We start from the raw sequence: 13,880 nt of genomic DNA on the forward strand, positions 1-13,880 counted from the left end.
CTAGCGCTTACTGCAGAGCGTCGACAGCAGCCTTCAGCTTGTCCAGGTGTGCACCCTCAACCGGGATGAAGCCCTGGGAAGCGAGCTGGTCATCCTGGTGATCCAGGACGGTGTTGAAGAAGGCCTTGACCAGAGCGGAGGTCTCCTCATCGTAACCAGCGGAGCACACGATGTTGTAGGTGGTCAGGATGAGCGGGTATGCACCCTCATCGTCGGAAGCGAACAGAGCGTCGGAGTCAACAACCATGTTGTGCTCGGACTCGGTCTCCTTGAACTCCAGGTTCTCCAGAGCAACGTTGACGGACTCGGTGTTCAGCTCAACCGGGCCGTGGCCGAAGTCGATCTTTGCCTTCTGAACGCCGTCTGCTTCCTTCTGGTCGGCGAAGCCGGACTCAACGTAGGTGATAGCACCCTTGATGTTGGCAACCTGGTCAGCAACACCAGCGGAGCCGTTGGCGCCCTCACCAACTGCATCCGGGAACTGCTTGCCCTCGGTGTCCCAATCGCCGGTAGCGGCCTTCAGGAACTTCTGGAAGTTAGCGGAGGTACCAGACTCATCGGAGCGGAAGATAACGGTGATGTCCTCGTCCGGCAGGTCGGTGCCTTCGTTGTCAGCAGCGATTGCCTCATCGTTCCACTTGGTGATGTCACCCTTGAAGATCTTAGCCAGGGTCTCGGTGGACAGGTTGATCTCAGTGCCCTCGAGGTTGTACGCGATAGCAACCGGACCGATGGTGGTCGGCAGGTGCCATGCCTCGTTGCCGCCACAGCGCTCAGCGGCAGCCTCAACCTCGCCATCGTCTTCCTTCAGAGCAGAGTCGGAACCAGCGAAGTCAGCCTGGCCGTTGGTGAAGGCCTCAACACCAGCGCCGGAACCAGAAGCGTTGTAGGACAGGGAAGCGTTCGGGTGATCCTCAGAGAAGGCAGTCTGGAAGTAAGACATTGCGTTCTGCTGGGAGGACGCGCCGTCACCGACGAGCTCGCCGGAGACGTCAGAACCCTCGGAGCCGCCTTCAGCGGAGCCGGAGTCGTTGGACTCGGAGCAAGCGACGAGAGCGGTGGAGGTGGCGGCGACGATGCCGAAGATAGCGGCAGTGCGCTTGAAGTTGCGGATCACGGGAAACCTTTCCGGTGCGGATACAAGAGAATGATTGTCCGAGAAAACCGTTCGCTGCCGTTCTTTAAAGGCGAGCACGATTAACTCACGGGAAGTAAAGCTATATCGGGTGGGTTAACCCCACAGGGATCAAGAGATGAACAATCGGTGAACTTGTACCAAAAGGCGGTGAGGCTAGTCACTTTTCGCCCAGACGCAGTGTTCCTCTGCAATGGAGAAACCCAAACGCTCATAGGCCTTTACTGCAGGATCATTGTCCGCCTCGACGTATAAAATGACCTTGTCCGCGCCTTTTTCCACCATGCGCTGCAGCCCTGCAGTGAGCAGTGGCCCACCGAGCCCACGCCCGCGGTAGTCCTCAGCCAGCCCCACAACATAGACCTCGCCGAAGGCTGGGGTGTCCTCCGCATGCCATTTCAGCCAGTGAAAACCGGCCATGGTTGGGGCGCTGTGCGCACCACCGTGCGAATCCCACAGGAATAGCACGTCGGCAGGATCGAACCATTCAGCTTCCATCCCGCGGTGTAGGCGCTCCAAGTCCCAGCCTCCTTGCTCCGGATGCCAGGAGAAGGCCTCGTTGTTGGTGCGTACCCATTCCGCCTCGACGTGCTCACGTCCGAAGCGCTCCACCGACTCGGTGTAGGTCTGAATCTCTAGCCCGTCAACCGTTGTGGGCGCCTCTTCCGCTGCACGTAGGTCCCGGCCCTCAATAGCCATGACGAGCAGGCGCCTGACGACGTCCATCTCATTACGCTTCGCCAGCGCCTGGGCGGCCGGGAGGTTGCCATGTGCCCAGATCTGGGGGGATGCCGGGAGGGCGTCGACAAGCGCCTTCCCTATCCCTCGCCCACGGTTGTCCACACCGACAAAGAGCTCCACGGTCTGCCCGTCGAGGGCAGCCACACCGAGCACCTCGTCGCCCTCGATGGCGAGGAGATGGCGGTGGCCCAGGCGGTCATCCCGCAGCCCGATAAGAAACTGCTCTGAGAGAGGCGCAACGCCATCGTGTGTTTCCGCCGCTGCAGCAAGTTCTTCCACGCGCTGCGCGAGATCTAGATTCTGCGGCACAGTATTGGTCTCTATATTCATGCTTCCCACCCTACGTGCGGTAGTAATAGAGGGGTGACCGTCATCTATCTCAGCCGCAACCTCGTACGTCTTGCCGCCGTCGCGGGAGTGGTCCTGACCGCATGGCTGGCGGATTCAGCAGTAGCGATGCATGCGGAACACACCGTGGCCCAGCAGGCGAAGACCAGCTCCCAGCTGGAAAACACACCGAATGTGTATATCGGCGGAGTCCCCTTTACCCTGGGCGCATTCACCAAGGAGATCCCCTACCTGGAAGTTAAGTCTTCTGACGTGGAGGTTCCCAAGCTCGGCATGGTCAATGCCTCAACTACTCTGCGCGACATCACGATCCGCCCCGAGCAGCTCTTCAGCGGCGAGCTGGAAGGCTCGCCGGTGTCGACCTACACGCGCAGCATCAGCCTCGATGGTGTGGCCTTGGGCCGCATGCTGGGCATTACCGATCTGTCCATTGCCAACCCCGATGACATGTCCCCCACCGGCGGGACCTCGGCCGAAGCTGAGCTCACCGGCACACTTCCGGGAGATAACACCAAGTCCACCGCGACGGTGACGCTGCGCCTCGTCGGCCCAGAGTTTCGCATGAGCGTCTATGGAACCGATGATGAACGCCTCAAGAAGGCTTTCGGTTTGGTCTTGGATACCCGCCAGCTCCCCCTGCCTTCCCAAGCCACCTCCGTAAAACTGCACGGCGGCTCCATCACCTTCGAGGTGCAGCGCCGCAACATCACGTTGAAGACGGCGCAGCTCTCACCGCTGGAGATCGACGGCTCGGAAGAAAAGGCCGTTGAAGATGCAGCGCAGAAGGCACAGGACACGGCCAATGAGGTGGGTAGTGCGCCGACGACGCCACCGAGTTGGCGCCAAAACTAGTTGATTCGAACGAGGTCCCGCAGGATCCTGCGGATGTTGCGGTGCATAGGCGGGGCCGGATCGACGGGGGCGAAGACTTCCAGCGCGTCCGCTTCCGATTCCAAGTGGACCTCCGTGAAAGTGCCCTCCGACTCCCCGTCTGCCTGGAAACGGTGCGGCTTCGGGCACACCAGATCCACCGCGACAGCATCCTCGAAGTGCAGCGTGCGGGCATCCGTGACTTTATTCAGCCAGTGGCGGTGATCCACGCCGAAGAGGTGGAGCACGCCGACGAGACCATCAATGCCGCCGAGGTCTGACACCCCGAAGAGGCCAAGCCCTTGGTCGAAGGAGTTGCGCGGATTAGTCACCACGGGCAGTGGGCCGAGGAAAGTCCACGGGTTGGTGTTGGAGGTGAACATGACGGGTACGTCATCAGCCGCGAAGGTTTCTCCTGCACTCGAGCGCGCACGAACGCTAATGCGCGGTGGGCGGATGCGGGCGCGCTGATATGCCTGAAAGGCCACCGCCAGGTAGCGCAGCGGGGTGGCCGAAAAGCCCATCTCCCGAGCACGGTCCACGCGAGCCAGCACGTCAGCATCCAGCCCGAAACCAGCATTGACCGCGAACCATCTGTCATTCCACACGCCTAAGGAGACGGTGCGGCGCGTATTGCGCTCCAGCATCCGAGCCAACACGTGCGCTGCCTCGACTGGGGTATTGGGGAAACCAAGGGCGCGAACGAAGACATTGGCGGAACCAGTGGGGATCACTGCGAGCACTGGAATCTCCTGGGGGCTGGGACGATTTGCGGAATCTGCAGGACCCAGCAGCCCGTTGACAACCTCATTCACCGTGCCATCGCCACCGAAGACCAAGATGACATCGAAGTCTTCCCGCGTCATGCCACGCACCATATCCTGGGCATGCCCCGGGTAATGCGTGAAGCGAGCCAGCAGCTGCAGCCCCTCCACGTCCCGAATAACGGGCAGAACCTCGCGAAAAAGGGCCGAATTCTGGCTCGTGGAGTTCGGGTTTGAGATCAGCAAAACGCGCATGGCTCCCAAGACTACTGGAGCCTAGTGGTTTCCGTGATGCCACCACGACTACGCTGGGGCAGCATGAGCGAACAGACTAATAGTGAAAACCAGACAGAAAATACCCACCCGGAGAACACCAAGATCGACGGCAACGCAGCCGTTAACCAAGCTGCTGAAGCGTGGAAGGACGCTGCCTCCCGCAACATTCCTACCGTTGATGTGGCTGATAACCCTCTGCCGGATGAGACGGCGAACCTACGCCAGGGCCCCTCACTGCACGATGGCCTCCTGGGGCTTCTCCCCCTCGTCGGTGTTTGGCAGGGCGAAGGCCAGGCTCACAGCACCGACGGCGAGCAGTACGCCTTTGGACAGCAGCTCATCATCGCCCACGACGGTGAGAACTACCTGACCTACACCTCCCGCACCTGGAAGATCGATTCCGAGGGCAAGCCGGTGGGCCCGGACGTCCGCGAGTCCGGATTCTGGCGCATCTCCCTCAAAGACGAGATTGAGATGACCTACACCTCCTCCAACGGCATCAACGAGATCTTCTACGGCTCGCTGTTCAACGAGCGCGCCTGGCAGCTGGAATCTGCGTCCACCATGGTCACGGAAACTGGGCCTACCAACCTCGGCCCCGGCAAGCGCATGTACGGCCTCATGCCGAACAACAACCTGGGCTGGGTAGATGAGCGGCTTGTCGACGGCGAAATGCGCCCCTTCATGTCCGCCGAGCTCACCCGCGTAGCGGGCTAATCAGCAGGCGAGCTAGCTGAGCTAGCTAACGCTAGGTCGTAGTACGAGGGAATCTAGCGGGCCAGGGCGGCGTCGATCAGCGCGCGTATTTCTTCCGCGTTCGCCGGCGCCTTGAGCTTCTTGCCATCCAGGCGCGTCACACGTACCGCCGTGCGCACTGAGGATACTAGCCATACCGAGTCAGCTTCCTCGAGGTAGCGCAGGTCAAGCTCCTTCGCCTTGCAGCGATAGCCCTGCTCGGAGGCGTATTCGAAGAGCGCCGCTTGCGTCGTGCCGGGCAAAATGCCCTTACCCGCGGGCGTGCGCAGCTTCGACCCCTTGACTGCCACCACGGTAGAGGTGGCACCTTCCAGCACCAGTCCCGTATCGGGATCAGTAAAGATCACATCATCAAACCCGCGCTCGCGCGCCAGGCGCAGCGTGGCCATAGTGGCCGCATAATTCAGCGTTTTCGCCGGTAGCTCCTCCGCTACTTGCCACAGACGCGGGGTGCTCATCACCTTGACGCCGGTTTCGCGCTGCGCCACAACCGCGTCCGGAACCTCCTGAACCACTACCCAGGCCGTGGGCACCCCGGTAGAAGCGCGGCCGCGGGTATAGGTCCACGTGCACTTGGCTTCTCGCGACGAGCCTTTCTCTCCCTCCGCGCCGTCGGGGCCATAGAAGTCCGCGATGGCCAACTCAGTGGCTTCTTGCCACTTGTGCATCGGCGGCTCCGGCAGATCGAGCGCGCGGGCGGAATGCCGGAAGCGCTCCGCGTGGCGGTGAAAGTTAGCGGCCTTGCCATTGCGAACAAGGAGGGATTCGAAGATCCCATCGCCGCGCGTCACCGCGGCATCATCCCAATAGACCAACGGAAGGTTCGGCATATGGCGCCGCACCGACCCTCCAAACGGTTCCACAACGTAGATAACCGGCTCTTTCCTGCGCTGAAGGCTCATAGACCCGATTATGCCCTACCATCGGAGGGCGTGAGTTACTCTTCGCCACTTCTTTCCCGGCCCGGAGCCGCTGAGTTCCAGGGCACCACGCTTGTCGATGCCTCCGGGGTCCCCTGGCACTATGGAAACCCCCTCGTGGAGCAGCGCGCGGTAGAGACAGGCTCCGCCATCATCGACCGCTCCCATCGCCGCGTCATCGCGGTATCTGGCCCCGATGCCCGCGCCTTCCTGCATAACCTCCTGAGTCAGAAGCTCGACGACGTGGACAGCGGCTTTTCCGCAGGCGCCCTTGACCTCAACATTCAGGGCCACGTCCTGCACCACATGGATCTGTCCTTCGACGGGGAAACCTTCTACCTCGACGTGCCCACAGCACAGTTCGAATCTTTGCGGGATTTCCTAACCGCTATGGTGTTCTGGTCCCAGGTCACCGTGGAGGAAGCAGACGCAGCGGTCATCACGGTTCTGGGACAGCCACTGCAGAAACCTTCTGCGGCCTTGGTCGAGCGTTCCGTGCAGTGGCCAGGCTGCCCACGCCAGGATTTCCTCGTGCCGCGCCAGCAGCTGGATGCTGCCGTAGCAGAGCTAGAGAAGCAGGGCGGAAGCCTAGCGGGTCTCATGGCTTATACCGCGGAGCGGGTTCGCGCACGTGAGCCCGAACTAGCCGGTGACCTTGATGAGAAAACCATCGCCCATGAGGTCCCACAATGGATCCGGCGCAACGACGATGTCCCCGCATTCGTTCACCTAGAAAAAGGTTGCTACCGCGGACAGGAGACAGTAGCGCGCGTAGAAAACCTCGGCCGGTCTCCCCGTTTGCTGGTGATGCTTTACCTCGACGGGTCTGCTCCAGAGCGTCCCGATAGCGGCGCCGACATCACGCTCGGGGGCCGGCGCGTCGGCAGGCTCGGCACCGTGGTGGAGGATTGCGATTATGGCCCCATCGCCCTTGGTCTGATTAAGCGCAGCGCTCTCAACCACGGGGATCTGAACATTGGCCCTGTGGCGGCGTCGGTTGAACCAGATTCCATCCCCACTGATGAGGGCCCCAAGGCCGGGCGCGCCGCTGTAGACCGCCTGCGCGGGAAATAGTGGCGAATTACACATTCGCCTCTTCTCCGCGGGCTACAGCCCTTTTCTGCGCGACGCTGGGGGGTAGTTCGGAATTTTTTCGTCACACAGGCTATGGTGTCTTACAGGAACATACACATATCTGACTAAGACGATGGGGCGGCCAAGAATCCCTGGACCGCCCTACACACCTCAAGGGGGTCATGCACATGGGACGCGGACGCGCAAAGGCAAAGCAGACCAAAGTTGCACGCCAGCTGAAGTACAATTCGCCCGAGATGGATCTGGATTCGCTCCAGCGTGAACTCGCCTCACAAAACTCCAAGCGCTCCCGCGATGAGGACGAGGACCCGTACTCGGAGTACGCGGACTACGAAGACTATGCGGATCGCTGGGACTCGAACGAGTGGGATGAGGATGATTCCGACGCACGCTAAGCGCGTGGATCACTTCCCCACCGTGCACAGCACGTAAGCAAAGGGCCGGCAAGCTTCCCCCTCAATAAGAGGAGGAAACTGCCGGCCCTGTTCCTTTCCCAGGTTCCGTGCCTAGGACTTAGAAACCTGGGTGCTCGCCGGTCATTAGAACGCGCGGCTCGCCCTCTTCGGCAACGCGGACGGTACCCAGCTCCCATGCTTCAACGTGGCGGGCAGTCATCATGGCCAGTGCGCGCTCGCGATCCTCCGGCGCAACGACGGCGATCATGCCGACGCCCATGTTGAAGGTCTTCTCCATCTCTTCGAGCGCAACCTTGCCCACCGAGGAAATGGTCTTGAAGATCTGGCCCGGAGTCCACGTCGAGCGGCTCACCTCAGCGGTCAGGCCCTCCGGGATGACGCGCTCCAGGTTACCGGCGAGGCCGCCGCCAGTGACGTGGCAGAAGGTAGACACCGCGCACTCAGATACCAGGGCCAGGCAGTCCTTGGCGTAGATGCGGGTAGGCTCCAGCAGTTCCTCACCGAGAGTGCGGCCCAGGTCTTCCATGTAGCCGTCAAGCGGCAGACCGGCCTGCTCCAAGAGGACGTAGCGCGCCAGGGAGTAGCCGTTGGAGTGCAGACCAGAGGACTTCATAGCGATAAGGACGTCGCCGTCACGTACCTTGTCTGGGCCGAGGAGCTCATCGGCCTCCACCACGCCAACGGCGGTGGCGGAGACGTCGTATTCATCCTTGCCCATGACGCCTGGGTGCTCCGCGGTCTCGCCGCCCAGGAGGGCAGCACCAGCCTGGACACAGCCCTCAGCAATGCCCTTCACAATCTCCGCTACTTTTTCCGGCACAACCTCGCCCACCGCGATGTAGTCCTGCAGGAAAAGCGGCTCGGCGCCGCACACGACGAGGTCATCCACGCACATGGCGACGAGGTCGATGCCGATGGTGTCGTGCTTGTCCATGGCCTGGGCCACAGCCAGCTTGGTACCCACGCCATCAGAGCCAGCTGCGAGGACCGGTTCCTTGTAGTCCCCCAGCTTGAACAGGCCGGCGAAGCCGCCGAGCCCACCCATCACCTCGGGACGGGTGGCGCGCTTAGCGTGGGGGGTAATTAGCTCTACTGCGCGGTCGCCTTCCTCAATGTTGACGCCGGCGGCAGCATACGTGTTCTCGCTCATGAGTGACTTAGTCCTTATTCCTTAGTTTGTCGTCGAGCCCTGCAGGGTGCGCACGGCCTCAGCATTGGGGTTTCCGGCGGGCAGTCCGAGTGGGTACTCACCATCGAAGCATGCGCAGCACAGTTCGTTGCGCGGCTGTTGGGTCGCCGCCACCATCTCATCGGTGGAGACAAATCCCAGCGAATCCGCTCCAATCGCGGTGCAGATGGTCTGTGCTACCTCTTCCGGATCATCGGAGGGGTTGGCGTTGGCAATGAGCTCGCCTGGGGAGGCAAAGTCAATGCCGTAGAAGCATGGCCACTTCACCGGCGGGGAGGCAATGCGCACGTGAACTTCGGCAGCGCCGGCTTCCCGCAGCATCCGAATCAGTGCGCGCTGCGTGTTACCACGCACGATCGAATCATCCACCACCACGATGGACTTGCCTTCGATGACTTCCCGCAGCGGATTGAGCTTGAGGCGAATGCCCATCTGACGCTGGGACTGTGTGGGCTGGATGAAGGTGCGCCCCACATAGGAGTTCTTCACCAAGCCATGCGCAAAGGTCAGCCCGGATTCGCGGGCATATCCCACGGCAGCCGGATTGCCGGACTCAGGAACGGGGATCACCATGTCCGCATCGGGTGCCGGGTACTGGCGCGCTAGGCGACGCCCAATTTCCACGCGCGTGGCGTTAACCGAACGGCCCTTGATATTGGTATCCGGCCGCGCCAGGTAGACATATTCGAAGACACAGCCGTGACGCTTAGTTTCTGCAAAGCGCTCGGAGCGAATGCCCGTCTCATCGATAGCAACGAGCTCGCCCGGTTCGATCTCCCGAATAAATTGCGCGCCCACGATGTCGAGCGCACACGTTTCACTAGCGACCACCCAACCCGTGTTGAGCCGTCCGAGGGCAAGCGGGCGCACGCCATGCGGGTCGCGGGCGGCGTAGAGAGTGTGCCCGTCCGTAAAGGTCAGGCAGTACGCACCTTGCACGGTGGGCAAGAGCTGCAGAGCGGAATCGAACACGCTTCTGTCTTCGCTCACGCCATCAGCCAGCAAGATGGACAGACACATGGAGTCCGAGACGGACTCTTCCTGCGGTTTGATGAGACCGCGTTCCACGGCCTCGGCGCGCAGCTCTTGGTAGTTCACCAGGTTGCCGTTGTGACCAAGCGCGATATCGACGCCGCTGGGCGACGTCCCAAACATCGGCTGCACATTCGACCATTCCTTGCCGCCCGCAGTGGAATAACGCGTGTGACCGACGGCCACGTTTCCGTGTAATGAGGTGAGGATGGATTCATCGAAGACATTGGAGACTAGGCCCATGTCTTTGAAGACAACAATGCGGTCATCATCCCCGACTGCGATGCCGGCGGCCTCTTGGCCGCGGTGCTGGAGGGCGAAAAGTCCGAAGTAGGTTAACTTGGAAACCTCTTCTCCAGGTGCCCAAACACCGAAGACTCCGCATTCTTCGCGGGGCTCCGGATCCAAGCTGGGATCCGTAGACAGGGGCTTAGTCATGCTCTGGACGTGTTCAGCTACCACGGCGCTAATCCTAGCTGTTCCGGCCAGTGAAAACTAACGGAATCACGGGCAGGCAGCCAGCGATCTCATGAGAACGGGAGCCAGAGGCGTCCACGCGACCGTCGTGAAGCGCCTGCTCCCAGTCCAAGACGCCCGTGGCCAGCTGCAACCATGTCTGAGGATCCGTCTCCACCACATTCGGAGGGGTACCCCGGGTGTGCCGGGGCCCGGCAATACACTGCACTGCCACGAATGGGGGGACCCGCAGTTCCACGGAGTGGCCCGGCGCGTCCGCCTCTAACAGGCGGGCTGTGGTCCGAGTGGCTTTCGCAAGGGCCGGACGACCTGGTTTTTCCACCCCTTCAGGGTCACGAATCCACTCCTCAACCGCTTCGACGGCGGCGCGAGTGGTTGCGACATCAACAGCCTTCTTCATACGCTACGCACGCTCCCTGATACTTTGTTATCCATGTCACCAACCATGCCACCAAGCTCTTCGGAAGAAAAGAAGCCGGTTCCCACCGGGAAGTCCCCCTCCCTCACGTTGCGGTTTATGGCCGCCCCAACAGATCTCACCATCGCCGGCGCCCAAGGCATCGGCGGCGGCCGCGTTCTGGAGTGGATCGATAAGGCTGCCTATGCATGTGCGGTCCAGTGGTCGGGCACCTACTGCGTGACAGCCTACGTGGGCCATATTCACTTCACTCGCCCAATCCCTTCGGGCCACTTGGTGGAGGTGCGCTCACGAATCGCGATGACGGGTCGCTCCTCCATGCACATCGTCAACGAGGTGCTCTCCGCCGACCCTCGCGATGGCATCTTTACCCGCGCTTGCGACTGCCTCGTCATCTTCGTCGCCAAAGATACCGAGACCGGAAAGTCGGTGGCTGTTCCCCCGCTGATTCCGGACACCACTGAGCACCAACGTGTGTGGGAGGCCGCGGAATCCCGCATCGAGCTGCGCCAGGCCATCGAAGCGGAAATGGAAAAGCAGACTTATGATGGCCCGTCCGATGCACCCCGCATGGTGAACCGCTTCTTGGCTAAGCCCACCGATGTCAATTGGGGCGGCAACGTCCACGGCGGAACGGCGATGGAATGGATCGATGAGGCGGGCGCTGCCTGCACTATGGAATGGTCGGGAGAGCACACCGTTGCGGTCTATGCCGGTGGTATTCGCTTCTACCGGCCCATTCACATTGGAGACCTCATCGAGGTGGATGCCCGTATGATGCGCACGGATACCCGCTCCATGCAGATGTCGATCCACGTGCGCTCGGGCAACCCGCGCGGTGGCCGCGAGAAACTGGAAACCGCGATCCATGCCACCGTGGCCTATATGGGCATGGACGCCGACTGGCAGCCGCTGGCTGCCCGCCAATTCACTCCCCGTACCGAGGAGGACAAGCGCCTCTGGGAGCACGCAGGCATCCTTCGCGAGCTGCGCGGCAAGTACTCCCCGAAGCCGCTGGTGGTAGCACCACAGCACCAGCACATAGATTAGCCCGAGGCCCCACAGCCCCACAGCCGCTTGGGCGCTAGTGCCGAGGAACTAGTCCAATGGCTCGACGTGGCACGCCACGTGGAGGGAGCTTGGGTCCTTGGCCTTGCGCAACGTAACGGTGCGCGCTCCGATCTCACTGTTTGTGGCGACGCTCGGAGCCACAAACACGCCCGTGGTCGCTGGAAGAATGACTGGCTTGTAGAAATCCGCGCTGATGCGAACAGCACCCGGAAGGGTGCCGTCGAGCACCGACAGCATACGGGCGTGCGTGTACATGCCATGGGCGATGGGCGCCGGGAAGCCGAAGAGCTTGGCGCCCACGGTGGAGACGTGAATGGGGTTCTTATCACCAGATGCCGCCGCATAAACGCGAGTGCTCTCGGCGCTAAAGCGCAGCGTTGCCGTGGGGGTTCCCACCTCATCGCCGGGGAAGTCAAGGAAACGCTCGGCTTCCGGCCGCGTTCTCACTTGCAGCGGGGTGTCTTTGGTGAATTTCGTGCCCTGACCTAGGAAGACCGATGTCTGGCGCCAGATCTCCTCACCGTCCACGCTATAGGTGGTCACCATATCGATGACCAATCCTTTGCGGTGTGGCCGCAAGTTTTCCGCATGCACGGTGACGTCGCAGCTCTCGTCGACGCGCAGCGGGCGTTGCTGCTCGATGCGGTTGGACAGGTGCACCACGCCCACAGCGGGAAAAGGAAAATCCTGAGCGGCCATCACCTTGATGGCGAGCGGGAAGGCCAGCGCGTACAGGTAGGTGGCGGGCAGCTCGTTGCCCAGACGCAGGCCCGTAGCTTGGCAGTAACGTGCGAGGTGCTCGGTGTCTACGCGCACTCCCGCGACCCGGTAAGCAGTCTGTGGGTCGTCGACCTTGCGCTTGCCTGCCCCCAGCCCAGGAATAGGCACCGCGCCTACCATCAGGCTGCGGTAGAGCGCAGGAAGATCTGGAATCTCGTTGAGTGTGGTGACGTTCATTTAGGCTCCCATGAGGTTCTGGCCGCAGACGCGGACGGTGTTGCCGCTTACTGCCGCGGAGGCCGGTGAGGCAAAGAAGGCGACGGTCTCGGCGACGTCGACAGGCAAGCCGCCTTGCTGCAATGAGTTCAGGCGGCGGCCGATCTCGCGCGGGCCGGTCGGCATCGCGGCGGTCATGGCGGTCTCAATGAATCCCGGTGCCACAGCATTGATGGTGGAGCCGTTCTCGGCGAGGACGGGACGCAGGGCGTCAACCAACCCGATGATGCCGGCCTTGGTGGTGGCGTAGTTCGTCTGGCCGCGGTTACCGGAGATGCCAGCCATGGAGGACACACCGACCACGGATGCACCCGGCGCGAGGGAACCAGACTCCAGAAGGTTTTCGGTGATGCGCACCGGCGCCAGAAGGTTAACGGCCAGGACAGCATCCCACTGGCCTTCATTCATATTGGCCAACAACTTGTCACGGGTAATGCCGGCGTTGTGAACGATGACGTCAATAGCTCGGCCATGGCGCTCCTGGGCGTGCTGGGCAATCTTGTCCGCGGCCTGAAGGTCAGTGACGTCGAGAGGCAGCGCGGTGCCTTTGACCTTATTCGCGGTCTTTGCCAGATGCTCGCTGGCCTGTGGGACGTCGATACAGATAACGCTCGCACCATCGCGCGCCAGCACCTCAGCAATGGTGGCGCCGATACCGCGGGCGGCACCGGTCACCACCGCAAGCCGCCCATCGAGTGGCTGCTCCCAGTTCTGCGCCCCACCGCTATGTACGGAAGGAACCTGTCCCTGGGCGCTGACGCGCACTACCTGCCCATCCACGAAAGCCGACTTTCCGGAAAGGAAGAAGCGGACCGTGGACTCCACCTCTGCGGTGGCCGCGGGGTCTACCCACACCAGGTTCACGGTGCCGCCCTTGCGCATCTCCTTGGCCAAAGAACGGGTAAAGCCTTCGAGGGCGCGTGCGCTAATGCGAGCGTCGATGGTATCTGCCGCTTCCGGGGTGGTGCCAACCACTACCAAGCGCGCGCACGGCAGGAGGTTGCGCATCTGCGGGTTGAAGAAGTCATAAAGCTCACGCAGCTGCTCAGGGGTGTCTAGACCGGTGGCGTCAAAGACGAGGGCAGCGCGCTTGGCCTCTGCCGAAGAGTTGATGACCTGATAGTCCACGGCTAGCTGGGAGCGCAGAAACTCAGCGATGCGCCCCTGGCCGCCAATGACGATGGGACCATCGAGTGCTGGTTCCCCTGCCTTGTGGCGGCGCAGGGGGTGACCTTGGGGTACTCCTGCTTTGGCGGCGAGCGGTGAGTTGATGAGCTTCTCAGCAAATGTGACGTGCGGCATAGGCTGGCGTGTTCCTTTCTCGGGTCTTCACAACCTTGCGAGCCCTGATCGACTGGTTGCAAGGTTAGTTAATT

General features: G+C 61.7%; 14 protein-coding genes. 5 read left to right on the forward strand and 9 right to left on the reverse strand.

All coding sequences use genetic code 11. The annotated features are described in order from the left end of the window. Nucleotides 1–7: 7 nt before the first annotated feature. The gene (gene pstS / locus CAURI_RS11320; protein ID WP_010189013.1) at nucleotides 8–1,117 is read right to left on the reverse strand and encodes a phosphate ABC transporter substrate-binding protein PstS; all 1,110 of its coding nucleotides are present in this window, start codon (nucleotides 1,115–1,117) and stop codon (nucleotides 8–10) included. A 174-nt stretch (nucleotides 1,118–1,291) separates the two neighbouring features. Next, nucleotides 1,292–2,206, reverse strand: a complete 915-nt coding sequence (mshD, locus tag CAURI_RS11325; RefSeq protein ID WP_010189012.1) for a mycothiol synthase — start codon at nucleotides 2,204–2,206, stop codon at nucleotides 1,292–1,294. A gap of 33 nt (nucleotides 2,207–2,239) precedes the next feature. Here mshD and CAURI_RS11330 point away from each other — a divergent pair, with 33 nt between their 5' ends. After that, complete coding sequence (locus tag CAURI_RS11330) at nucleotides 2,240–3,076, forward strand: LmeA family phospholipid-binding protein (protein WP_010189011.1); 837 nt, start codon at nucleotides 2,240–2,242, stop codon at nucleotides 3,074–3,076. Here the strand turns inward: CAURI_RS11330 and CAURI_RS11335 are convergent. After that, the gene (locus tag CAURI_RS11335; RefSeq protein ID WP_010189010.1) at nucleotides 3,073–4,113 is read right to left on the reverse strand and encodes a diacylglycerol/lipid kinase family protein; all 1,041 of its coding nucleotides are present in this window, start codon (nucleotides 4,111–4,113) and stop codon (nucleotides 3,073–3,075) included. The genes CAURI_RS11330 and CAURI_RS11335 overlap by 4 nt on opposite strands. 63 nt (nucleotides 4,114–4,176) lie before the next feature. Between CAURI_RS11335 and CAURI_RS11340 the strand changes: the two genes are divergently transcribed. Then, nucleotides 4,177–4,851: a heme-binding beta-barrel domain-containing protein gene (locus tag CAURI_RS11340; RefSeq protein WP_010189008.1), complete on the forward strand. Its 675-nt coding sequence runs from the start codon at nucleotides 4,177–4,179 to the stop codon at nucleotides 4,849–4,851. 53 nt (nucleotides 4,852–4,904) lie between these two features. Here the strand turns inward: CAURI_RS11340 and CAURI_RS11345 are convergent, their stop codons facing one another. Then, nucleotides 4,905–5,792, reverse strand: a complete 888-nt coding sequence (locus tag CAURI_RS11345; RefSeq protein WP_012715289.1) for an aminodeoxychorismate lyase — start codon at nucleotides 5,790–5,792, stop codon at nucleotides 4,905–4,907. A 30-nt stretch (nucleotides 5,793–5,822) separates the two neighbouring features. Between CAURI_RS11345 and ygfZ the strand changes: the two genes are divergently transcribed. Both ygfZ and CAURI_RS11355 read left to right on the forward strand, forming a co-directional pair. Next, on the forward strand, nucleotides 5,823–6,884 hold the full coding sequence (ygfZ, locus tag CAURI_RS11350) for a CAF17-like 4Fe-4S cluster assembly/insertion protein YgfZ (protein WP_012715290.1): 1,062 nt from the start codon (nucleotides 5,823–5,825) through the stop codon (nucleotides 6,882–6,884). 188 nt (nucleotides 6,885–7,072) lie between these two features. After that, complete coding sequence (locus CAURI_RS11355; RefSeq protein ID WP_012715291.1) at nucleotides 7,073–7,300, forward strand: DUF3073 domain-containing protein; 228 nt, start codon at nucleotides 7,073–7,075, stop codon at nucleotides 7,298–7,300. Between the two features lie 118 nt (nucleotides 7,301–7,418). Here CAURI_RS11355 and purM read toward each other — a convergent pair whose 3' ends face one another. Genes purM through CAURI_RS11370 form a run of 3 tightly spaced genes read right to left on the reverse strand, consistent with a single transcriptional unit; the run spans nucleotide 7,419 to nucleotide 10,419 of the window. Then, nucleotides 7,419–8,471: a phosphoribosylformylglycinamidine cyclo-ligase gene (gene purM / locus CAURI_RS11360; RefSeq protein ID WP_010188991.1), complete on the reverse strand. Its 1,053-nt coding sequence runs from the start codon at nucleotides 8,469–8,471 to the stop codon at nucleotides 7,419–7,421. Nucleotides 8,472–8,492: 21 nt separating this feature from the next. Beyond that, nucleotides 8,493–9,980, reverse strand: a complete 1,488-nt coding sequence (purF, locus tag CAURI_RS11365) for an amidophosphoribosyltransferase (RefSeq protein ID WP_174878617.1) — start codon at nucleotides 9,978–9,980, stop codon at nucleotides 8,493–8,495. Nucleotides 9,981–10,014: 34 nt separating this feature from the next. Beyond that, complete coding sequence (locus tag CAURI_RS11370) at nucleotides 10,015–10,419, reverse strand: sterol carrier family protein (RefSeq protein WP_010188987.1); 405 nt, start codon at nucleotides 10,417–10,419, stop codon at nucleotides 10,015–10,017. Between the two features lie 33 nt (nucleotides 10,420–10,452). On the opposite strand from CAURI_RS11370, the gene CAURI_RS11375 reads away from it, so the two are divergent. Continuing rightward, nucleotides 10,453–11,487, forward strand: coding sequence for an acyl-CoA thioesterase (locus tag CAURI_RS11375; protein WP_012715292.1), 1,035 nt, complete (start codon nucleotides 10,453–10,455; stop codon nucleotides 11,485–11,487). Between the two features lie 48 nt (nucleotides 11,488–11,535). Here the strand turns inward: CAURI_RS11375 and CAURI_RS11380 are convergent, their stop codons facing one another. Both CAURI_RS11380 and CAURI_RS11385 read right to left on the reverse strand, forming a co-directional pair. Further along, nucleotides 11,536–12,465 (reverse strand): MaoC/PaaZ C-terminal domain-containing protein, encoded by a 930-nt coding sequence (locus CAURI_RS11380; protein WP_010188983.1) that lies wholly within the window; start codon nucleotides 12,463–12,465, stop codon nucleotides 11,536–11,538. After that, nucleotides 12,466–13,806: a 3-oxoacyl-ACP reductase gene (locus tag CAURI_RS11385; protein WP_010188981.1), complete on the reverse strand. Its 1,341-nt coding sequence runs from the start codon at nucleotides 13,804–13,806 to the stop codon at nucleotides 12,466–12,468. Between the last annotated feature and the right edge of the window lie 74 nt (nucleotides 13,807–13,880).

This window comes from Corynebacterium aurimucosum ATCC 700975, from assembly GCF_000022905.1.
Classification (GTDB): Bacteria; Actinomycetota; Actinomycetes; order Mycobacteriales; family Mycobacteriaceae; genus Corynebacterium; species Corynebacterium aurimucosum_F.

Bases quoted from the DNA above. Each gene is read 5' to 3' on its own strand.
- mshD (WP_010189012.1), bottom strand. From the start codon at position 2,206: ATGAATATAGAGACCAATACTGTGCCGCAGAATCTAGATCTCGCGCAG.
- CAURI_RS11335 (WP_010189010.1), bottom strand. From the start codon at position 4,113: ATGCGCGTTTTGCTGATCTCAAACCCGAACTCCACGAGCCAGAATTCG.
- CAURI_RS11340 (WP_010189008.1), top strand. From the start codon at position 4,177: ATGAGCGAACAGACTAATAGTGAAAACCAGACAGAAAATACCCACCCG.
- CAURI_RS11345 (WP_012715289.1), bottom strand. From the start codon at position 5,792: ATGAGCCTTCAGCGCAGGAAAGAGCCGGTTATCTACGTTGTGGAACCG.
- CAURI_RS11355 (WP_012715291.1), top strand. From the start codon at position 7,073: ATGGGACGCGGACGCGCAAAGGCAAAGCAGACCAAAGTTGCACGCCAG.
- purM (WP_010188991.1), bottom strand. From the start codon at position 8,471: ATGAGCGAGAACACGTATGCTGCCGCCGGCGTCAACATTGAGGAAGGC.
- purF (WP_174878617.1), bottom strand. From the start codon at position 9,980: ATGACTAAGCCCCTGTCTACGGATCCCAGCTTGGATCCGGAGCCCCGC.
- CAURI_RS11370 (WP_010188987.1), bottom strand. From the start codon at position 10,419: ATGAAGAAGGCTGTTGATGTCGCAACCACTCGCGCCGCCGTCGAAGCG.
- CAURI_RS11375 (WP_012715292.1), top strand. From the start codon at position 10,453: ATGTCACCAACCATGCCACCAAGCTCTTCGGAAGAAAAGAAGCCGGTT.
- CAURI_RS11380 (WP_010188983.1), bottom strand. From the start codon at position 12,465: ATGAACGTCACCACACTCAACGAGATTCCAGATCTTCCTGCGCTCTAC.
- CAURI_RS11385 (WP_010188981.1), bottom strand. From the start codon at position 13,806: ATGCCGCACGTCACATTTGCTGAGAAGCTCATCAACTCACCGCTCGCC.